We start from the raw sequence: 20,535 nt of genomic DNA, 5'->3' as shown, positions 1-20,535 counted from the left end.
TCGTCAGTCATTTAGTCTCTCCATCCCAGCACCAGGTCATACAACACCCATTCGAGCAACTTGTCAGTGCCCCACAGGAACAGCGCCATGATGAATACAAAGCCAAACACGTACAAGGTCATCTGCATGGTCTCGCGCCTGGCAGGCCACACCACCTTGGCCATTTCGCGCTTGGCGTCGCGGATAAAAGCCACAAAGGTACGACCAGTGTGTGCCGTGACAAACACAATTGCACCCAATACCAAGCCACCAATCAGGCCGCCCCATTGCGCAGCAGCGCCCTGAGCAGACAGCATGAAGTAAGCCGCGAAGCCACCAATCGCCAACACTATGGCCAAAGCCACTTTGGCCTTGTCAGCACCGCCGCCTACGGTTTGAACATCAGATGAAGCCATAAAACCTTATTTTCAAAATCCAGCACCAATACCCCAACAAGGGGCGCGCTGCTTCGCCACGTCCTAAGACAGGCAAGCCCACCAGAGGTCAAAAGCGACTTCGGCGGGCCTGTTGAACGACTAAACAAACACCTTATTCAGCCACAACACTTGCATGTTGCCGGCTTTATTCGGTGGCAGGGGCAGAGGGAATCGAACCCCCAACCTTCGGTTTTGGAGACCGACGCTCTGCCAATTGAGCTATGCCCCTACTTCAACTTATAAAAAGTATTCAGCGATAACCGCTTCAAACTTAAGCAATGATCTTTGCAACCACACCCGCGCCAACGGTACGGCCGCCTTCGCGAATCGCGAAACGCAAGCCTTCTTCCATGGCGATTGGGGCCAACAAGGTCACTTCAATTGACACGTTGTCACCTGGCATCACCATCTCTTTGCCTTCTGGCAATTTGATAGAGCCGGTCACGTCTGTCGTGCGGAAGTAAAACTGTGGGCGGTAGTTGCTGAAGAATGGTGTGTGACGACCACCTTCGTCTTTGGACAACACGTAGATCTCGCCTGTGAAGTGTGAGTGTGGCTTGATAGAGCCTGGCTTGCACAGCACTTGGCCGCGCTCAACTTCTTCACGCTTGGTGCCGCGCAACAAGATACCCACGTTGTCACCCGCTTGACCCTGGTCCAGCAACTTGCGGAACATCTCAACGCCTGTACAGGTGGTCTTCAAGGTGTCGTTGATACCAACGATCTCGATTTCTTCGCCCACTTTGACAATGCCGCGCTCGATACGGCCTGTTACAACCGTGCCGCGACCTGAGATAGAGAATACGTCTTCCACTGGCATCAGGAATGCGCCGTCCACAGCACGCTCTGGTGTTGGGATGTAGCTGTCCAAAGCAGCTGCCAGCTTCATGATGGCTTCTTCGCCCAATGGGCCCTTGTCGCCTTCTACGGCCAGCTTGGCTGAGCCCTGGATGATGGGGGTGTCGTCGCCTGGGAAGTCGTACTTGGACAACAGCTCGCGCACTTCCATTTCGACCAGTTCCAACAACTCGGCGTCGTCAACCATGTCGCACTTGTTCAGGAACACCACGATGTAAGGCACACCAACCTGGCGGGCCAACAAGATGTGCTCACGTGTTTGTGGCATGGGGCCGTCTGCAGCTGAACACACCAAAATGGCGCCGTCCATCTGGGCAGCACCCGTAATCATGTTCTTCACGTAGTCAGCGTGGCCTGGGCAGTCCACGTGTGCGTAGTGACGCGTCTCGGTCTCGTACTCAACGTGAGCAGTGTTGATGGTGATGCCGCGCGCTTTTTCTTCAGGTGCGCCGTCAATATCTGCGTAGCCTTTGGCCTCGCCACCGAACTTTTGTGACAACACGGTCGTGATCGCCGCTGTCAATGTGGTTTTACCGTGGTCAACGTGACCAATGGTGCCCACGTTGACGTGGGGCTTGGTACGTTCGAATTTACTTTTTGCCATTTTGAAGCTCCGCTATACAAGATTGACCAAAATTGACTAAACAGACGCACCACACAAAATGTGGTGCCCATGGCGGGAATCGGACCCGCGACCTCTCCCTTACCAAGGGAGTGCTCTACCACTGAGCCACATGGGCGTTGGGCATCGCGCCAAGCGCAACAACCTCTACGTTCAACACTCTGCGACATGTCGCACACAACCGATTGATGGAGCGGGAGACGGGAATCGAACCCGCGTCATTAGCTTGGAAGGCTAGGGTTCTACCATTGAACTACTCCCGCCAAGCGGCCCAAACGACCGCACAAGCGAAGTAAGGACACATAAGCAGGCCTATCAGCCTCACCGAATCAGTCGCACACCTATCAGCAGAATCGTTGGTGGAGAGGGTTGGATTCGAACCAACGTAGGCGTAAGCCAACAGATTTACAATCTGCCCCCTTTAGCCACTCGGGCACCCCTCCGTAACGAACCTAGAATTATGCCACGGTTTTATGACGTTTGGCTACCCTGTGCATCTTTTTGCAAAAAGTTACGCCCGCCCAGCCAGGGAGGCCCGGACTACCACTGGACGACACCCACGCCCATCTCTTGCAAAGCGTGGTTGATGCGCGAAAACACACGGCTGCCAAAAAAGGGCTTGGGCCCTCGGCTGGCCGACAATGGCGAGGGGTGGTTGCTGGTGAGTATGCGGCACAGGTCTGCGCCGGCGTGCTCACTGATGGGCGCCTGCTTGCTCTGGGCGTGGGCGCCCCACAACACGTAGACGCACGGGCTGTTGCGGCTAGCCACGGCGCGCACCAGCGCATCACTTAATACGGCCCAGCCCCAATTGGCATGGCTGGCGGGCTCGCTGTCTCGCACGGTTAGTGCTGTGTTGAGCAGCAACACGCCTTGGCGAGCCCAGTCGTCCAAACAGCCATGCAGGCGCGGCAACGCTGGCGCAGCCTCTTGGTCTGCGTACAGCTCTTTGTAGATGTTGCGCAGCGACGGCGGCAGCTTGATACCTTGCGCCACGGAAAAGGCCAAACCATTGGCTTGACCGGCCTGGTGGTGGTAAGGGTCTTGCCCCAGTATGAGCACACGCACCGCGGGCAAGGGGGTAAGCAGCAGCGCGCGCAATGGCTGAGGTGGATAAACAGCCACGCCTTGCTGCAAGTCACCCTGAAGCCTGGCCAGCAGAGACTGCCCTGTAGCACTTTCAAAAAGGGCTTTACCACTGGCAACCAGCTGCTGTGCAGGGCCCAGTCTTGCCAATGTGTGTGCGCCAACAAATGCGCGTCATTGGTAAACAAGTCGTCGCTCATAGTTGTGGCCGCTTTAAAGCCGTTGATAGCTGCCAGCGGGTCTGTGCATGGTACTGGTTCGCCATAAGCTGTCTGGGTTGCCGCTGCGCTGTCAAACAACCGCGGCAAAAACTGAACGTCGGGCAAAAAATGCATGGCACTAGCGTAACGCGCTGCGCGCTATTTGTCGCTACAGCGGCGTCACGCCAAACAAATCATGCAGTGCAAGGCCAGGGTCGGGTGCGCGCATAAAGGCCTCGCCCACACAAAAAACAATTGATATCTGCAGCTTGCATGCGGGCTACGTCATCCACTGTGGCGATGCCAGACTCGCACACCAGCAGCTTGTCAGGGGGGCACTGCGCTTTGGCTTGCAGACTGACGCCCAAGTCCACCTCAAAGGTGCGCAGGTTGCGGTTATTGACGCCCAGTAGTGCGGTTTTCAGCTTGAGCGCACGCTCTAGCTCGGTCATGTCATGCACCTCCACCAGCACCGACATGCCCAGGTCGTGCGCAATGGACTCGTAGTCTTTAAGTTGCGCATCATCCAGGCAAGCGGCAATCAGCAACACGGCGTCGGCACCCATGACGCGCGACTCAAAAATTTGGTAGGCGCTGACCATAAAGTCTTTGCGCAGAACGGGCAAGTCGCAAGATGCCCTGGCTTGCTTTAAGTAATCGGTGCTGCCTTGGAAGAAGTCTTTGTCGGTCAGCACCGACAAACAAGCTGCGCCATGCTCTGCGTAGCTTTGGGCAATGTCCGCTGGTTCAAACGGCTCGCGCAACAAGCCCTTTGACGGGCTGGCTTTTTTAACCTCGGCAATCACACCAGGCAAACCAGCGGCTCGCTTGGCACGCAACGCACCCTCAAAGTCGCGCACTTGCACGCGGCTAAAGGCATCGGCCTGAACGGCAGCCAATGGCTTTCGTTTGATGGCGGCGGCCACCTCTTGGTGTTTCACGCCAACAATTTTTTCGAGAATGTCCATGGTGTGTAAAAGTGTCAGTATTTGGTTAGCGGGATATGTGAATATGTGATTCAGGCCACGTTGGCACAAAAGGAGCGCCACTGGTCCAGCTTGTTGCGCGCCGCACCCGAGGTAATGGCCCGGTCAGCCAGTGCAATACCGGCTTGCATGGTGTTGGCCACGTTGGCCGCGTACAGCGCAACACCCGCGTTGAACATCACGATATCGCGCGCAGGGCCTGCCGCATTGTCCAGCACACCCATCAGCATGTCTTTGGACGCCTCAGGCGTGTCTACCTGCAAGGCACGCACGCTGCTCATGGGTATGCCAAAGTCTTCCGGGTGAATGTGGTACTCACTCACCACGCCGTCTTTGAGCTCACCCACCAAAGTGGCTGCACCCAACGACACTTCATCCAGGCCGTCCAGGCCGTACACCACCACCGCATGCTCGGCGCCCAAGCGCTGTAGGGCGCGTACTTGGATACCCACCAAGTCGGCGTGAAACACGCCCATCAGCATATTGGGTGCTTGCGCAGGATTGGTGAGTGGACCCAGGATATTAAAAATGGTTTTGCAACCCAGTTCTTTGCGAATAGGCGCCACGTTTTTCATGGCGGGGTGGTGGTTGGGTGCAAACATAAAGCCAATGCCCACCTCTTGCACCGCTTGCGCAATGGCCGTCGCTGGCAAGTTGATGTTGATACCCAACGCCTCCAGTACATCGGCGCTGCCAGACTTGCTGGACACGCTGCGCCCGCCATGCTTGCTGACTTTGGCACCAGCGGCGGCTGCCACCAACATGGCGCATGAGCTGATGTTGAAGGTATGCGAGCCGTCACCGCCGGTGCCCACAATGTCTACCAAATTGGTCTTATCGGCAATATCCACTTTGTTGGAGAACTCGCGCATGACTTGCGCGGCCGCCGTGATTTCGCCAATGGTCTCCTTCTTGACGCGCAAGCCAATGGTCAGCGCGGAAACCAGGGAGGGAGACATTTCACCCGTCATGATCAGCCGCATCAGGTGCAGCATTTCATCGTGAAATATTTCACGGTGTTCAATCACGCGCTGTACAGCTTGCTGCGGGGTAATGGGTTGGCTGCTGGATTGGCTGTTTGCCATGTGAGTCTCTCCTGGTGGCTTGTTTATAAGGCACGCGCCACAAAGTGTTGAAGCATGGCGTGGCCGTGCTCGCTGAGCACGGACTCAGGGTGAAACTGCACACCCTCTACATCCATGCTGGTGTGGCGCAGGCCCATGATTTCGCCGTCGTCGGTTTGCGCCGTTACCTCCAGGCACGCAGGCAGGCTTTGTGCCCGCACAGACAGCGAGTGGTAGCGGTTCACCTCAAACTGCTGAGGCAGCCCCGCAAAAACGCCCTTCTGCGTGGTGGTGATGGTGCTGACCTTGCCGTGCATCAGCGTTTTTGAGCGCACCACCTCAGCACCAAACGCGGCGCCTATGGCTTGGTGGCCCAGGCACACGCCCAGCACCGGCAACTTGCCCGCAAAGTACTGAATGGCCTCTATCGATATGCCTGCCTCTTTGGGTGAACAAGGTCCTGGCGATATCACCACGCAGTCGGGTTGTTGGGCAGCCAGGTCGGCCACGCTCACCTCGTCGTTTCTAAACACCCACACGTCGGCACCCAACTCGCCAAAATATTGCACCAAGTTGAAGGTAAAGCTGTCGTAGTTGTCTAGCATGACCAACTTGATGGGGCGCTTGCCCGCGTATGAGCCAGGCGCTGCGGGGAAGTGATTGGGAAGGCTTGAAGCGGTCGTCATGGTTTATGCCACCCCTTGCTCAACCAGCTCGGCCGCGCGCAATATGGCGCGCGCCTTGTGCTGCGTTTCCGCCCACTCCAGTGCGGGCACCGAGTCGGCCACCACACCCGCTGCAGCTTGCACGTGCAGCACTTGGTCTTTCACCACGGCAGTGCGTATGGCAATGGCCACGTCCATATCGCCGGCGTAGCTGATGTAGCCACACGCGCCGCCATATATCCCGCGCTTGCTCACCTCCAGCTCATCAATCAACTCCATGGCGTGCACCTTGGGCGCGCCCGTCAACGTGCCCGCCGGGAAGCAGGCACGCAGCACATCCATGTTGCTTAAGCCCTCGCGCAGCGTACCCTCAACGTTACTCACAATGTGCATGACGTGGCTGTAACGCTCTACCGCAAACGACTCCGTCACTTTGACCGAGCCAATGTTGGCAATGCGGCCAATGTCGTTGCGCGCCAAATCGATGAGCATGACGTGTTCGGCACGCTCTTTGGGGTCGGCTATCAGCTCTTGCTCGGCAGCCACGTCCAGCTCGGGCGTGGCACCGCGTGGGCGAGTACCTGCCAGCGGCCTGATGGTGACTTTTTCGCCCTCATCTGTTGCTTCTTTGCGCACCAAAATTTCAGGTGATGCGCCTACAACGTGGTGGTCGCCCAAGTCGTAGTAATACATGTAAGGGCTTGGGTTCAGCGAGCGCAAGGCGCGGTACAGGCTGAGTGGCGGCGCGTCAAAGCGTTTACTCAATCGCTGGCCAATAACAACTTGCATAAAGTCACCCGCCTCAATGAGGCTTTGCGCCTTGCGCACCGCCACCTCAAAGTCGGCCTGGCTGCGCTCAGACTCAACCGGATAGGCCTTGTGACCACCCATGGGTGGTACTTGCGCTGGCACGCTCAAGCGCGCGGTCAACTCGGCCAAGCGCGCTTGCGCCAACGCATAGGCATTGTCTTGCGTGGGGTCTGCGTACACCATCAGGTACAAGCGGCCAGACAAGTTGTCAATGACAGCCACCTCTTCAGTTTGCAGCAGCAAAATATCGGGGCAACCCAGCGTGTCTGGTGGGCAAGTGCTGTTCAGCTTGCGCTCGATGTGGCGCACGGTGTCGTAGCCGAAGTAGCCGGCCAAGCCACCACAAAACCGTGGCATGTCAGGTTGCAAAGCCACTTTAAAACGGGCCTGGTAGGCGGCCACAAAATCAAGCGGGTTGCCGTGACTGGTCTCGACCACCTCACCATTGGTCACCAGCTCGGTTTTGGCATCAGGGCCAAAACCTGTGGCGCGCAACAACGTGCGCGCTGGCAAACCAATAAAGCTGTAGCGGCCAAAGCGCTCACCACCTACGACAGACTCAAGCAAAAAGCTCAAGCGGCCCTTTTTTTCAACATAAGCCAGCTTGAGGTACAGCGACAGCGGTGTTTCCAAGTCCGCAAAGGCTTGGGCGATCAGTGGGATGCGGTTATAGCCTTGTGCGGCCAAATCGTTGAATGCGTCTTGCGTCAACATGATGCGGTGTTCTTTCTAGCTATACGGTAGCCCCAACGGCATGGGCGACTCGAGTGACATTGTTTGTGCGACCGGCGCTCACGCACCGGCGCGGTGATACATCGCTACTGAAAACTTCAGTAGCCGGCAGCTTGGCTACGCCAAGACCAGGCTCCCCGGTCATTGCAACCTGAGGTGATGGATCTGTGAAAGAACATGCGCAAAGTGTAGCGCAAACTGCGCCCTGTTACCGGGCGCCCGCCTGGGTGTAAGCCACCAGGCTTTCTATGTCATCACCATGAAAGGCAGCACTTAGCTCACGCACGTTTTCATCATGGTTGTAGCCCCAAGACAGCAGTGCCACATCCATGCCTGCGGCTACAGCTGCGCCGTGGTCGGTTTGACTGTCGCCCACCATCAGCGTTTGCGTGGGCGCCACACCCATGTGCCCGCAGGCCGTCAGCAGCGGCAGTGCATGCGGCTTCTTGTGTGGCAACGAGTCGCCGCCCCACACCCGCTCACCAAAAAACGGGGCCAGTTGTTTCAGCGCCAGCAGCTCGCGTGCATGGCCTTCGGGTTTGTTGGTGACACAGGCCAGCTGCACACCCGCGCCTTGCCAGTGCGTCAGCGCCTGCACCATGCCATCAAACACCTGTGCGTGCTGGCCGTTAATGCGCCCGTAATGTGTGTAAAAGCCCTCGCGCAGCCGCAGAAACAAGTCGCCGCTGTGGGCATCAAGCCCGGCGTTGGCAATGGCTTGTCGCAGCAAGTGCTCACCGCCACGGCCTATCCATTTACGCACCTGTTCAGGCTGCGCCGGGCTTAGGTTACAGCTTTGCAGCGCGGCATTGAGCGCGGCCACAAAGTCACCTATGGTGTCCACCATGGTGCCATCCAAGTCCAGGATGATGGCCTTGTAGCGCTGGGCCTGCGCGGTAACGCTCACGCGGCCAACGCGGCGCGCATGTCGGCGATCACGCTGGCGTAGTCAGGCTTGCCAAATATGGCGCTGCCCGCCACAAAGGTATCCGCTCCGGCAGCCGCCACGCGGGCGATGTTGTCGGTTTTGATGCCACCGTCTACCTCGAGGCGAATGTCCTTGCCGCTGGCGTCAATACGGCGGCGCACGTCTTCAATTTTGCGCAGCGCCGAGTCAATAAAGCTTTGCCCGCCAAAGCCAGGGTTCACACTCATGATGAGCACCAGGTCAATGTCGTCAATGACCCAGTCCAGCACGTCCAAAGGCTCGGCAGGGTTGAAGGTGAGGCCCACTTTGACGCCCTGCGCTTTGATGGCCTGAATACTGCGGTGCACATGGCCGCTGGCGTCTGGGTGAAAGCTGATCAGGTCAGCGCCTGCCTTTGCAAATGACTCAGCCAGCGCGTCTACGGGGCTGACCATCAAGTGCACATCAATGGGCACGGCCACGCCAGCAGGTGTTTTGGCATGTGGCTTAAGGGCCTGGCACACCATGGGGCCAAACGTGAGATTGGGCACGTAGTGGTTGTCCATCACGTCAAAGTGTATCCAGTCCGCACCTGCGGCAATCACGTCTGTGACCTCTTGGCCCAACTTGGCAAAGTCGGCGGACAAAATAGATGGGGCAATGCGAAACGTCATAGCTGAATTCGTAAGGTGTTGGTGGTCGCTAACAGGGGCATATTGTCGCACTTGCGCTGGCCACATGCAGGCACGCTACCATTGCGCCATGAGCACTGCCTACGCCTTTCACATCACCGTTAAGCCCCACTACATTGCCGAGCAGTCCCGCCCTGAGCACAACCTGTACACCTTTGCCTACACTGTCACTATAGAGAACCACGGCGAGGTGGGTGCGCAGCTCATCGCTCGCCACTGGGACATAGAAGACGCCAACGGTCAAGTTGAAAGCGTGGACGGGCTGGGCGTAGTGGGCCAGCAGCCACTGCTGCAACCAGGTGAAGCTTTTGAATACACAAGTGGTGCGCAACTGCGCACACCAGCCGGCATGATGAGTGGGCACTACTTTTTTGTGGCGGTAGACGGCACCAAATTCGAGGCCGCTATTGCGCCATTTGTGCTGCAAAGCACCAGTGCGGCGCCAGGCACGCTGCATTAAAGCGTGTGGACAAGGCGGCACAAACACGCCGCCAGCAAAGTTCACAACAGGCGTCTATCATCGCGAACTTAATGATTAATTAATGGCCTAGTTGCCCACCTTATGGACTTTTTGCCCACCTTCCCGCTTGCCACCAATACCCTGTTCTTTTTTGGCTTTTTGCTGTTTTGTGGCGCCCTGGGCGGCTACCTGGCCCACCGAGTGTCCTGGATTCCCTCCATCACCGGCTTTATGTTGGTGGGTTTGGTTGCAGGACCCAACGGCCTACACCTGTTTGGCTACGAGTCATTGGCCAATGCCAAAATCGTGGTCGATATTTCGTTGGCGCTGATTTTGTACCGCTTGGGCTTGTCGCTTGACTGGCGCGAAATTTTGCATGACAAGGCCTTGCTGGCTGTATCGTTGGCAGAGGCCGCACTGACCTTTGTAGCCGTGTACGTTGCGTTGGTGTGGTTTGGCATTCCCGAGCTGCCTGCCGCCGTCATTGGCGCCATTGCGATTTCTTCATCGCCGGCAGTGCTGATTCACGTGGCGCATGAGCTGGGCGCTGAAGGCCCTACCACCACCCGGTCAGAGGCATTGGTAGCGCTGAACAACGTGATTGCGTTTTTGGCATTTGCCGCGTTACTGCCCGCGCTGTACAACCAGTCCAATGCACCACTGGCCACCATGATTGGTAGCCCGGCCTACCAGTTGATAGGTTCCAGTGTGTTGGGTTTGGTCATGGGCCTGGCGCTGCACCACGTGGCACGCACCACCAGAGGCGCCGAGCAATACAGCTTGGCCCTGGTGGTGGGCGCCGTAGCCATGACACTGGGCCTGGCCATGATGTTCAAGCTGTCGGTGCTGTTTGCCCCGCTGGTGCTGGGTTTGGTGGTGCGCGGCGTCGAGCGTAAAAAGCTGCTGGCCAACATGGCGTTTGGCCCCGCATTCGAGCTGTTCTTTGTAGCCTTGTTTGTGTATGCGGGCGCCAACTTACACCTGAATGAAATGCTGGCGTTTGCGCCCGCTGCAGCCGTGTTTGTAGCGGCGCGCTCCATGGCCAAATGGATAGGCGTGGCAGCCACCGGCACGCTGATGGGCTGGCCACGCCAGGCCAGCATGAATGCCGGTCTCATCTTGCTGCCCATGGCCGGCATGGCCATTGGCTTGGCCAACACCACGGCAGACCAGTTTCCATACTCTGGTGCCATTGTGGCCTCGGTGGTATTTGCGGCTGTTGCCGTATTTGAAACCATAGGCCCACCTGTTGTGGCGCGCGCACTGCGCTGGGCTGGCGACGTGCCCACAGACTCGGAAGACCGGGGCCTGACCGTAGCCGACGCGCAGTTTGAGCCTGTGGACTACGCATCAAGCGACAGCGACAAAGAGACTGATGACTCTGGTTACGGGGACAATAGCGGCTATGACAGCAGCAACACCAATGACGCCGACCCAGCAAAGCCAACGACCAACCCAGGCGCTGCGTAACAGCAACCACCTTGACGGCAACACCGACTGCCATGCAGGCGGCGAGTTTGCGCTGATTCGCCGCCACTTTGTACGCCCGCACACGCTGGGCGCACACGTCGCAACAGGCCCAGGCGACGACTGCGCGCTGCTGCTGCACACGCCCAACACCCAATTGGCCGTGTCCAGCGACATGCTGGTTGCAGGCCGGCACTTTTTTGCCAACACAGATCCCAAGCGCCTGGGACACAAGGCCTTGGCCGTCAACCTCAGTGACTTGGCCGCCATGGGCGCCACCCCGCGCAGCTTTACGCTGAGCCTGGCGCTACCCGAACTCAACGATGAATGGCTGACGCAATTTGCAAGTGGCTTGTTTGCACTGGCCAGCGCACACCAGTGCAGCCTGGTCGGCGGTGACACCACACGCGGGCCTCTGAATATTTGCATCACCGTCATGGGCGAGGTTGCCCCCCAGCACGCGCTAAAGCGCAGTGACGCACAAGTGGGTGACACGGTGTTTGTAAGTGGTGCATTGGGCGAGGCCGCCTGGGCGCTGCAGGCCATCAACCAAGACAGCCGCGCCTGTGCGCTGCGCCAACGCAGCACCGCGCAGCAATGGGACCAAGCGCTTGAGCGTTTGGAGCAGCCCACACCGCGCAACGCGCTGGGGCTTGCCCTTTGCGGTATTGCCAGTAGCGCCATGGACTTGAGTGACGGCCTGGCCGGTGATGTGCAGCACTTGCTCAACGCCAGCCAAGTAGGCGCTTGCATCAACATAGACGCCCTGCCCCACGCGCCCGCACTGGCAATGGCCGCACCCGACTACCGCCGCCAACTGTGCGCCAGCGGCGGGGACGACTACGAGCTGTTGTTTACGGCAGCGCCGCAACACACAGCTGCCCTGGAGGCCATGGCGCAAACGCACAACATCGCCATCACGCCAGTGGGCGTGATTACAGCTGAGCGTGACCTGCGCTGGGTAGACCAGGCGGGCGAAGTTGTTTTGCAACAATTCCAGGCGTTTGACCACTTTAAGTCCCGCTAACATGCCACCATGAACAACCCGTATTCAGCACACGCCGAGCATGGCAACGCACCAGTGACCAAACCCTCATGGCGCTTTATGGCCGCGCATCCAGCGCGCTGGCTGGCACTGGGCTTTGGCGCGGGCTTGGCCACCGTAGCGCCAGGCACAGTGGGTAGCTTGTGGGCATGGGCGGCCTATCTGGTGTTGGACATATGGCTTAGCACCACAGCGTGGCTGGCCTTAATTGGCATTGGCTTTGTGGTGGGTTGCTGGGCATGCAAAGTGTGCGCGCAACACATGCAAGTGATGGACTCCAGTCACATGGTGTGGGACGAGGTGATTGCGTTTTGGCTGGTGTTGCTGCTGGTCATGCCGCAAGGCCTGGCAGGCCAAGCCTTGGCCTTTGGACTGTTCAGGTTGTTTGACGCCGTCAAGTTTGGCCCCACTGCCTGGGCAGACCAGCACTTCAAGGGCTTTGGCTGGCGTGGTGGTTTTGGCGTGATGTTTGACGACATAGTGGCTGCAGCACTCACGCTGCTGGTGTGGGCCATTGGCCTGCGTATCTGGGAAGGCATTTGACATGATGATTCACAACGACATACCCGAACTGGCGCTGGCGTTAACCGACAGAGCCTGGACACTGGCCACGGCCGAGAGCTGCACAGGCGGCGGCATTGCCAAGGCTTGTACAGACTGGTCAGGTTCCAGCCAGTGGTTTGAAGCCGGCTTGGTGACCTACAGCAACGCGGCCAAAACAAGGCTTCTTGGCGTCAACGCAGACCTCATTGAGGCGCACGGCGCCGTTAGTGCGCCCGTGGCCAAAGCCATGGCCCAGGGCGCCGCTGTGGCCACGGGCGCTCAAGTGACGATTGCCACCACCGGTATTGCCGGCCCCACGGGCGGCACACCCGACAAGCCCGTGGGCACGGTATGGCTGGCATGGTCTGTAGACGGCATTGTGCGCACCCAGCACCAGGTGTTTACTGGCAACCGTGAGCAAGTGCGCAACGCCACCGTGGCATTTGCCCTGCAGCACGCTCTCGAGTTGGTGCGCAAGCTGGCGCCTAACTAAGCGCAGTGGCCATCAAACCCCGTGACATTTTTTGTATTTTTTACCGCTGCCGCAATGGCAGGGGTCGTTGCGCCCAGGTGTGGCAGCCACTTGAACGGGGGCCACTTTAGGGCCTAGCGCGCGCCAGGCTTTGCGCAGGTCATAAACCGCCCACAGGGCTTCGCCAAAGGCATTGGCGCGCTCTTGGCTGACGCTGGGCTCGCCCTCTTCGCCGTCTTCGTCTTCCAGCATGGACAACACAGGCACCCCTTTGTCGTCTTCGGTCAACGCCACGATGCGCGTGAGCGCCTCGTCAATGAACTCGGCGGACTCTTTGTCGCGCGGCAGCTCCCAGTCATCTGGCCAGTTTTCAACGGCGAACATAAAACCCAACGCCCAGACCTGTGCAAACGAGGGAATGTCGTCCTGGGCAATCGCGGCGCGCTCGTCTTCTGGCAAGGTGGCCACGGCACCGCGTACATCCATTACCTCTGGCGAATAGGCAGCCTCGTCGTCTAACGCTTTGATATCAGCATCCAGCTGGGCTTCAATCTCAGCCAAGCGCTTGTGCCACAAGCCCTCAAACGCTGTGCGTTGCGCATCGTCTTTAAATGCGATGCCCCCTGGCACCTCTGCGCCGCCCAGCAACACTTCCAGGGCTTCGCGGGTGTCAATGGGACGACGCGCGCACAATACGGCTGCCATAAAACCCTCGGCGAACTCCCACTGCGGCGCTTCATCATCACGGGTGCGTATGTCGTCCAGTATGTGGTCTAAGGCATCAAATTCGTCGGGCGTAAAGGGTGTTGGTTGGTTCATGGCAGCAATAGGTTGGCGTTTATGGGTAGTATTGTGCACTCCCCAAGCGACCCAAACAGAGAGAAAGGCTGCACATGCTCAAGAAACTCGATAGCTACTACCCGGTTCGCTACACCGCCATTTTGCTCAGCGCATTTGTTGCCCTGTTGTCGCTGTTGGCGTGGACCATAGGTGGCGTTGGCTTTGGCGTGCTGCTGGTGAGTGCCAGCTTGCTGGCTTTGGGCGTATACGACATGCGGCAAAACAAACGCGCAGTGCTGCGCAACTACCCCATTGTTGGTCACATGCGCTACATGCTGGAGTTTGTGCGCCCAGAGATTCGCCAGTACTTTCTAGAAAGCGACACCGAAGCAGCACCCTTTTCAAGGGCGCAGCGCTCGCTGGTGTACGCCCGCGCCAAAGGCGAAGCAGACCAGCGTCCGTTTGGCACACAACTCAACGTGAAGGCCGCCGGCTACGAATGGATACACCACGCCATGATGCCCAAGCATATTGACAGCCACGACTTTAAAACCCGGGTCGGTGGTCCGGCATGTGCCAAGCCTTATGACTTGAGCCTGTTCAACATCTCAGCCATGAGCTTTGGCTCACTCAGCGCGCCAACGCCATACAAGCCCTCAACCAAGGCGCTGCACTGGGCGGCTTTGCGCATGACACCGGTGAGGGCTCCATATCGGTGCACCACGAGCAGCATGGTGGCGATTTGATCTGGGAAATTGGCTCTGGCTACTTTGGCTGCCGAGACGATGCAGGTAATTTCAACGCGGAACGCTTTAAAGAAAACGCCTTGCGCGATCAGGTGAAGATGATTGAGATCAAGCTCAGCCAAGGTGCCAAGCCCGGCCACGGCGGCATGTTGCCAGGCGCCAAAGTCACACCTGAAATTGCATTGGCACGCGGTATTCCAGTGGGTGTTGACTGTATTTCACCGGCCAGTCACAGCGCGTTTTCTACGCCCAAAGAGTTGCTGGGCTTCATCACGCAACTGCGAGACTTAAGCGGCGGCAAGCCCGTTGGCTTCAAGCTGTGTTTGGGCCACGCGTGGGAGTGGTTTGCCATTGCCAAGGCCATGGTGGAGACAGGTGTGACACCAGACTTTATTGTGGTGGACGGCTCGGAAGGTGGCACCGGTGCGGCGCCATTGGAGTTCTCAGACCACATGGGCATGCCGCTGCAAGATGGTTTGCGCTTGGTGCACAACACCTTGGTCGGTATTGGTTTGCGCGAGCAGATTCGCATTGGCGCCAGCGGCAAAATTGTCAGCGGCTTTGACATCGCGCGCGCCATTGCCTTGGGCGCAGACTGGTGTAACAGCGCGCGTGGCTTTATGTTTGCCATTGGCTGCATACAAGCCCAGGCCTGCCACACCGGACATTGCCCAACGGGCGTAACCACCCAGGATCCCGTGCGCCAACAAGCGCTGGTGGTACCCAACAAAGCCCAGCGCGTCTTTAACTTTCACTTGAACACACTGAAGTCTCTAAAGGAAATGACCGAAGCCGCAGGCTTGAGCCACCCCAAAGACATCACACCAGAGCACATGCTCAGGCGCATCAACGACAACAAAATTGCGCCTTTGTCAGAGTTGCTGCCATCGGTTGGCGCGTCGGCTTTGTTGGCTGATAAGCCGGTGTCTGAACAAAGCGACTTGCCCCCGGTATTTCAGCGGTTTTGGCATAGGGCCAGTAGCGAGACGTTTGACTTACAATCTGCTTGATGCTTTTTACAGGCCAGGTGTTGCCTGGCAAGCAATGGGCATGCTGCGTGGTATCGCAGCGCTCGGCTCTGGCTTGACACTGGCCTTGACTAGCTCACATCCCAAGTCACATCAACCTGCGCTTGCATGGCACTGGTCACCATGGCAATCAACGGCGCAAGACGTGTTGACCAATGCACACCCATATTGGTTTGGCTATTCGCGCCGTCTTCGTTGCCGTGCCCAGGGCCGTCGTGCGCAACCATGTCGGCGTCGGTGTCTTGGCCATCATGATGTTGAGCGTAGTGGCGCAAGGCCTCTATGGCGGCGGGCATGTCTGCCACCTGCAAGATGCCGGCCTGGTTGGGTACTTTGTGCCACACAGACAAGACCACATCAGCGTGCGCTTTCAACATAATGATGTCTGCTGTTGCTTTTGACTTGAACTTCACCATTGATCACTCCCGTTAAAGCCACCCAAGCGCACCTCAAAACAGGTGCTGACTCAGGTGCCATGTGTGATTATGCGTGACGCCAGCCGTGGCGCATGGTGGCCAGCTCGTCCATGGACTTTTGCGCTTGCTTGGCAGCGAGTTGCTGTGTGACTTTTTTCTCGCGCGCCACCAGTTTTTTCATTTTTTCAAGCTCAATGCGCGCTTCTTTCAGTTCGCGCGCCACGTCAAAGCGATTGTTGGCTGCGGCCTTATAGCCGCGCTCGGCTTGTATTTCTACGCCAACGAGCTGGCTTAAAAAGTTGCGGCAGTTGACGCTATCACTCAAGTTGCCGCCCTGCTCCAGGGTGCGCTGCTTCACGCGGTACTCCTCCACCATGGCGCTGACGCGCAGCAGCTGTTGGTGCTGCTGCTGCTCTTTGGCTTTGACTTGCACCAACTGCGCCTCTAGATAGTCGACCTTTTTTTGCGCTTGCTCGGCCAATACAGGCCATGCACTTTTAACCAAACTCATGATGCACCCCCATCACACTGGACAGCATGGATTGCGACGTGTCGTAACCCACCTCTTCATGCATGCCTTGCTGCAGGTAACGCACCATCTCGTCGCGCAGGGCAATGGCTTGATCCAGCTCTGGGTTGGTACCTGCGTCGTAGGCGCCCACTTGTATGAGGTCTTGATTTTGCTGATACAAGGTCCACAAGCGGCGAAAACGGTTCGCACGTTTAAGATCTTCTGGCGACAACAGGTTTTGCATCACCCGCGAGATAGAGCCCGTCAAATCAATGGCGGGATAATGCGCAGCGTCGGCCAATGAGCGCGACAACATCACTTGCCCATCCAGCGAGGCACGTGCAATGTCAACAATGGGGTCGTTGCCGTCATCGCCTTCGGCCAACACGGTGTAGATAGCGGTGATAGAGCCATGACCGTTGCGCCCAACACCCGCGCGCTCAATCAGATTGGGCAGCAGGGCAAACACAGATGGCGGGTAGCCTTTGGCAGTCGGTGGCTCACCCACTGCCAAACCTATTTCACGTTGGGCATGGGCCACACGGGTGAGGCTGTCTACCAGCATGAGTACGTTTTTGCCTTGGTCTCTGAAGTACTCGGCAATCACGTGTGTGAGGTGTGTGGCTTTAAGACGCAATACCGGCGAGACGTTGGCAGGTGCAGCCACCAACACCGACTTGGCCATGCCCTCTGGGCCCAACGACTCGTTGATAAACGCTTGCACTTCGCGTCCGCGCTCACCAATGAGGCCAATGACCACCACATCAGCTTTGGTAAATCGGGTGAGCATGCCCAGCAGCACACTTTTACCCACGCCAGAGCCAGCAACAAGTCCCAGGCGCTGGCCACGGCCAACGGTTAAAACGCCGTTAATGGCTTTAACGCCTACATCCAACACCGAGTCAATAGGGCCGCGCTCCATGGGGTTGATGGGGCGGCCTTGCAGGCTTAAACGGTCTGAGCACACGGGCGCAGGCTTGCCATCCAGCGGCTCACCGCGTCCGTCAATCACGCGTCCTAACAGCTCAGGGCCTAGCTGCACTTGGGCAACAGCACTGACCACACGCACTACAGCACCCGGGCCAATGCCAGATATTTCGGTAAATGGCATGAGGAACAAGGTCTTGTCGTTAAAGCCCACCACTTCGGCCTCAACGCGCGCGCCGTCTGTGCCAATCACTTCGCACACGGCACCCAGTGGTGCCATGACACCGCGCGTCTCCAGCGTAAGACCTACGGAGCGCACCAGCGTGCCACTGCGCTCAGGCGCTGGACTGTGCACGCGCTGCAAGTCTTTACCAATGACATCAGAGAAATCAAGCTTGCTCATCGTCGCTCGCTGAATCGCTGGGTGCATCTTTTTCTGACAAATCTTGCACGGGTTCTGAATGCGCAGCGGCTTCAACGTCCTTGGTCTCAGCTGCTGCATGCTGCTCTACCGGTTGCTCTTGCACGGGGTCGGCCTGTACCAAGTCAGCGCCCACCACATCGATGGCCGCAGTCTCATCACTCGTATCAGTCGTATCACTCACGTCCAGGCTGTAGTCGATGGGGTCATCGTCCAGCGCGTCGGCTTCGCTCATGCGGTCAATGCCGCTCATCCCAGGCTCATCTGACGATGGGCTTGGTACTGGCGCTGCTGGCTGGGTGTCCGCTACAGGTGCCACGACCTCGGTGACGTCTTCTGTGGCGCTCATGCGCTCAAGCACAGAAGCCTTGGTAGCCCATGCCGTGCCTTGCTGCAGCGCTTCACTGCTATTGAGCCACTGGGCTTTGTCAATAAGTAACTCGTCGGCCAGGTGGCCCAAACGGTTGTCTATCAAATCTTGCACCACAGCGTCGTTGCTGGTCACGCGCACACCGCCGCGCAACATGGCTTTGTCGGCCACCATCACCACGCCCGCGCCCAACTGCTTGCCTTGGGCGGTAAGCGCGGCCATGTCGTCTGGGTGGAGTGCAACACGCACGCGTTTGGATGGGTTGTCCAGCTGTTCCAAAGCGGCTTGTATCAAGCGCTCAATGGCGGCGCTGTCTCGCATCAGTTCACCGCGCACCAGCTCTTCGGCCAAGTGCAAGGCCAAGCGTTTAAGAGGCTCAAAATGCTGCTTGGGGTTGTCGTTGAGCGTGGTGATGTCTGCCGCAGCCTGCGTCAATGCGGCGATGGCTTTGTCCAAAGCTGCATCTTGCTGCTGGGCGGCTTGCGCCAGGCCTTGCTCAATCCCCTCAGATAAGCCAGCGGCATGCGCTTGCGCTTTGCCTTCGTCAAAACCTTGTTGATAGCCCTCAGCATGGCCTTTTGCATAGCCTTCCTCATGCCCCTGCGCATGGCTTTGAGCCAAACTGTCTTGTTGACCAGGCTCTGCGCCTGCACCGCTGGCGGCGTCAGCATGGCGCGCGCTGCGCGCTGATGACGCCTGATCCTGGTCGCCACTTGGTACGCCAGCGTCTTGGCTGACGACTTCACTTTGGCGCTCGCTTGTGTCTTGACTCTGATCTAAGCCTGAAGCTTGCGCCATGTTGTCTTGTGCTGGCGCAGCCGGCTCAGAGTGCGATTCAACCGGCTCACCACCGTCGGCCTGGCTGGATGCGGCTTCTTGCGCTGCCTCATTGGCCAAGCCGTCGTTTCCCTCATTTTGACCTGGCGTATCAGCGCCCGTGTCGGTTGGCTTATTGGCTTTTTGAAACGCCTCTGGCGTGTCAGATATGGGGTTTTCTTTAGGCTCGTTCTTTGGCTTTTGGTGAAGCTTTGCAATTTCCTCTTGGCTCAACACCACGGGCTGCCATGTGGCAAAGTCGTGGCTGCGCTCGCCGTCCCACGCTTGCTTTTGGTAGTCGGCTTGCGGGTCCAGACGGCGCTTCAGCATAGGGCTTTGCGCCCATTCACGCGCTGCTGCGGCGGGGAATGCGTTAGACAAAGTCATCACCGCGTCCTACCAGCATCAACTCGCCAGCGTCAGACATCTTGCGGGCAATGCGCATGATGTTCTTTTGTGCATCTTCAACATCGGCAATGCGCAATGGACCTTTGGCTTCCATTTCGTCAATAAACATGACGCGTGCACGCGACGACATGTTGTCAAAGAACTTCTCTTTCACAAACTCTGGTGCACCCTTGAGCGCTGTCATCAACATGTCTGGCTCTACCGCACGCATGAGTGTTTGTATGCCGCGGTTGTCCACACCTGCGAGGTTCTCGAAGGTGAACATGTTGTCCTGAATCTTTTGCGTCAGCTCCGGGTCCAGCTCTGTTAGGCCACGCATCACGCTGGACTCCAGATCAACCTTGGTGAAGTTCATGATCTTGGCCGCAGCCTTGATACCGCCAAAACTGGACGACTGTGCCGACGAGTTGTTGGAGAACTGTGACTTCATGATGGACTCCAGCTCCTCCATCGCAGAAGGCTGCACGGTCTCTAGACTTGCAACACGCTGAACGATTTCGGCACGCGTGGGCGGATCCAGAAACGCCAATACGTCAGCGGCCACGTCGTAATCCAGCACCGACAAAATAATGGCCGTAACCTGCGGGTGCTCGCCGCGAATCATCTCAGCAATAGAGCGCGCATCCATCCACTTCAGGATCTCAAGGCCTTTGCTGCCCTGTCCGGGCATGATGCGGCTGAGCACCGAGGCGGCCTTGTCTGGGCCCAGTGCGCGTTTGAGCACTTTTTCGACATAGTCGCTGGTACCCAAGCCCAGGCTGGTTTGCTTCTTCAGGGTCGCCACAAATTCGTCTAACACCACGTTAACGGCTTCTTGCGACAAATCAGACAGCGAGACCATCGCGCCACCCAGGGCTTGCACCTCTTTGGGGTTTAAATATCGAATGATGTCAGCCGCCTGTTGTTCACCCAACAGTAAAACCAATACAGCTGCGCGCTGGGTTCCCGTTAGACCATCCAACTCTTCTTGCAAAGCCTCGGTCATCGGGATGGCATCTGTTAGCGGTTTTGCAACTTCGCCGCCGCCGTCCTTGCCTTTGGCTTTTGCGTCTTTATCGCCTTTTTTCTTGTCGTCTTTGTCAGCCAT

At 57.9% G+C, this 20,535-nt stretch carries 19 protein-coding genes, 4 tRNA genes and 2 pseudogenes; 6 read left to right on the top strand and 19 right to left on the bottom strand.

The features are described from left to right. Nucleotides 1-11 precede the first annotated feature (11 nt). The 13 genes and pseudogenes from secE to rpe form a co-directional block, all read right to left on the bottom strand. Complete coding sequence (gene secE, locus LN050_10060) at nt 12-395, bottom strand: preprotein translocase subunit SecE (GenBank protein ID UFS56083.1); 384 nt, start codon at nt 393-395, stop codon at nt 12-14. A gap of 174 nt (nt 396-569) precedes the next feature. Then, nucleotides 570-645 (bottom strand) — tRNA-Trp (locus tag LN050_10055). A gap of 42 nt (nt 646-687) precedes the next feature. Then, nucleotides 688-1,878 carry an elongation factor Tu gene (gene tuf / locus LN050_10050; GenBank protein ID UFS56082.1) on the bottom strand — a complete coding sequence of 397 codons (1,191 nt, stop codon included), beginning with the start codon at nt 1,876-1,878 and terminating at the stop codon, nt 688-690. A gap of 61 nt (nt 1,879-1,939) precedes the next feature. Then, a tRNA-Thr gene (locus LN050_10045) sits at nt 1,940-2,014 on the bottom strand. 71 nt (nt 2,015-2,085) lie between these two features. Then, nucleotides 2,086-2,159 (bottom strand) — tRNA-Gly (locus LN050_10040). A 94-nt stretch (nt 2,160-2,253) separates the two neighbouring features. Further along, nucleotides 2,254-2,339: transfer RNA gene (locus LN050_10035), tRNA-Tyr, on the bottom strand. 97 nt (nt 2,340-2,436) lie between these two features. Continuing rightward, nucleotides 2,437-3,132, bottom strand: coding sequence for a uracil-DNA glycosylase (locus LN050_10030; protein ID UFS56081.1), 696 nt, complete (start codon nt 3,130-3,132; stop codon nt 2,437-2,439). A gap of 219 nt (nt 3,133-3,351) precedes the next feature. After that, nucleotides 3,352-4,150 (bottom strand): annotated as a pseudogene (trpC, locus tag LN050_10025) (indole-3-glycerol phosphate synthase TrpC). Nucleotides 4,151-4,200: 50 nt separating this feature from the next. Beyond that, the gene (gene trpD / locus LN050_10020) at nt 4,201-5,253 is read right to left on the bottom strand and encodes an anthranilate phosphoribosyltransferase (protein UFS56080.1); all 1,053 of its coding nucleotides are present in this window, start codon (nt 5,251-5,253) and stop codon (nt 4,201-4,203) included. 23 nt (nt 5,254-5,276) lie between these two features. Next, the gene (locus LN050_10015) at nt 5,277-5,837 is read right to left on the bottom strand and encodes an aminodeoxychorismate/anthranilate synthase component II (GenBank protein UFS57386.1); all 561 of its coding nucleotides are present in this window, start codon (nt 5,835-5,837) and stop codon (nt 5,277-5,279) included. Nucleotides 5,838-5,921: 84 nt separating this feature from the next. Continuing rightward, nucleotides 5,922-7,421 (bottom strand): anthranilate synthase component I, encoded by a 1,500-nt coding sequence (gene trpE, locus LN050_10010; protein UFS56079.1) that lies wholly within the window; start codon nt 7,419-7,421, stop codon nt 5,922-5,924. Between the two features lie 226 nt (nt 7,422-7,647). Continuing rightward, a complete protein-coding gene (locus tag LN050_10005) occupies nt 7,648-8,346 on the bottom strand; it encodes an HAD hydrolase-like protein (protein ID UFS56078.1) in 699 nt (232 codons plus the stop codon). Continuing rightward, on the bottom strand, nt 8,343-9,020 hold the full coding sequence (gene rpe, locus LN050_10000; GenBank protein UFS56077.1) for a ribulose-phosphate 3-epimerase: 678 nt from the start codon (nt 9,018-9,020) through the stop codon (nt 8,343-8,345). Before rpe ends, LN050_10005 begins: the two co-directional genes overlap by 4 nt. Before the next feature lie 88 nt (nt 9,021-9,108). On the opposite strand from rpe, the gene apaG reads away from it, so the two are divergent. The 5 genes from apaG to LN050_09975 all read left to right on the top strand — a co-directional run bounded on the left by apaG (nt 9,109) and on the right by LN050_09975 (nt 13,046). Then, nucleotides 9,109-9,498, top strand: a complete 390-nt coding sequence (apaG, locus tag LN050_09995; GenBank protein UFS56076.1) for a Co2+/Mg2+ efflux protein ApaG — start codon at nt 9,109-9,111, stop codon at nt 9,496-9,498. A gap of 102 nt (nt 9,499-9,600) precedes the next feature. Continuing rightward, complete coding sequence (locus LN050_09990) at nt 9,601-10,968, top strand: cation:proton antiporter (protein UFS56075.1); 1,368 nt, start codon at nt 9,601-9,603, stop codon at nt 10,966-10,968. Beyond that, nucleotides 10,922-11,992, top strand: coding sequence for a thiamine-phosphate kinase (gene thiL / locus LN050_09985; GenBank protein UFS56074.1), 1,071 nt, complete (start codon nt 10,922-10,924; stop codon nt 11,990-11,992). Before LN050_09990 ends, thiL begins: the two co-directional genes overlap by 47 nt. A gap of 9 nt (nt 11,993-12,001) precedes the next feature. Beyond that, nucleotides 12,002-12,553, top strand: a complete 552-nt coding sequence (locus LN050_09980) for a phosphatidylglycerophosphatase A (GenBank protein ID UFS56073.1) — start codon at nt 12,002-12,004, stop codon at nt 12,551-12,553. A 1-nt stretch (nt 12,554) separates the two neighbouring features. After that, nucleotides 12,555-13,046, top strand: coding sequence for a CinA family protein (locus tag LN050_09975; GenBank protein ID UFS56072.1), 492 nt, complete (start codon nt 12,555-12,557; stop codon nt 13,044-13,046). Nucleotides 13,047-13,058: 12 nt separating this feature from the next. On the opposite strand, the gene LN050_09970 is transcribed toward LN050_09975, so the two are convergent. Continuing rightward, a complete protein-coding gene (locus tag LN050_09970; GenBank protein ID UFS56071.1) occupies nt 13,059-13,844 on the bottom strand; it encodes a UPF0149 family protein in 786 nt (261 codons plus the stop codon). 74 nt (nt 13,845-13,918) lie between these two features. Here LN050_09970 and LN050_09965 point away from each other — a divergent pair. Then, nucleotides 13,919-15,561: pseudogene (locus LN050_09965) on the top strand (FMN-binding glutamate synthase family protein). Nucleotides 15,562-15,650: 89 nt separating this feature from the next. Here the strand turns inward: LN050_09965 and LN050_09960 are convergent. The 5 genes from LN050_09960 to fliG all read right to left on the bottom strand — a co-directional run bounded on the left by LN050_09960 (nt 15,651) and on the right by fliG (nt 20,535). After that, nucleotides 15,651-15,995 (bottom strand): DUF1840 domain-containing protein, encoded by a 345-nt coding sequence (locus LN050_09960; protein UFS56070.1) that lies wholly within the window; start codon nt 15,993-15,995, stop codon nt 15,651-15,653. Nucleotides 15,996-16,062: 67 nt separating this feature from the next. Continuing rightward, a complete protein-coding gene (locus tag LN050_09955) occupies nt 16,063-16,506 on the bottom strand; it encodes a flagellar export protein FliJ (GenBank protein ID UFS56069.1) in 444 nt (147 codons plus the stop codon). Then, nucleotides 16,493-17,863, bottom strand: a complete 1,371-nt coding sequence (locus tag LN050_09950) for a FliI/YscN family ATPase (protein UFS56068.1) — start codon at nt 17,861-17,863, stop codon at nt 16,493-16,495. Before LN050_09950 ends, LN050_09955 begins: the two co-directional genes overlap by 14 nt. Continuing rightward, nucleotides 17,823-19,427, bottom strand: a complete 1,605-nt coding sequence (locus LN050_09945) for a hypothetical protein (protein UFS56067.1) — start codon at nt 19,425-19,427, stop codon at nt 17,823-17,825. Before LN050_09945 ends, LN050_09950 begins: the two co-directional genes overlap by 41 nt. Next, nucleotides 19,414-20,535 (bottom strand): flagellar motor switch protein FliG, encoded by a 1,122-nt coding sequence (gene fliG / locus LN050_09940; GenBank protein UFS56066.1) that lies wholly within the window; start codon nt 20,533-20,535, stop codon nt 19,414-19,416. The genes LN050_09945 and fliG overlap by 14 nt, the downstream gene beginning before the upstream one ends.

It is taken from the genome of Comamonadaceae bacterium M7527 (assembly GCA_021044545.1).
Lineage (GTDB): Bacteria > Pseudomonadota > Gammaproteobacteria > Burkholderiales > Burkholderiaceae_C > RS62.
Note: the sequence above shows the minus strand (reverse complement) of the source record. Positions and strands in the feature narration are given on the sequence as shown.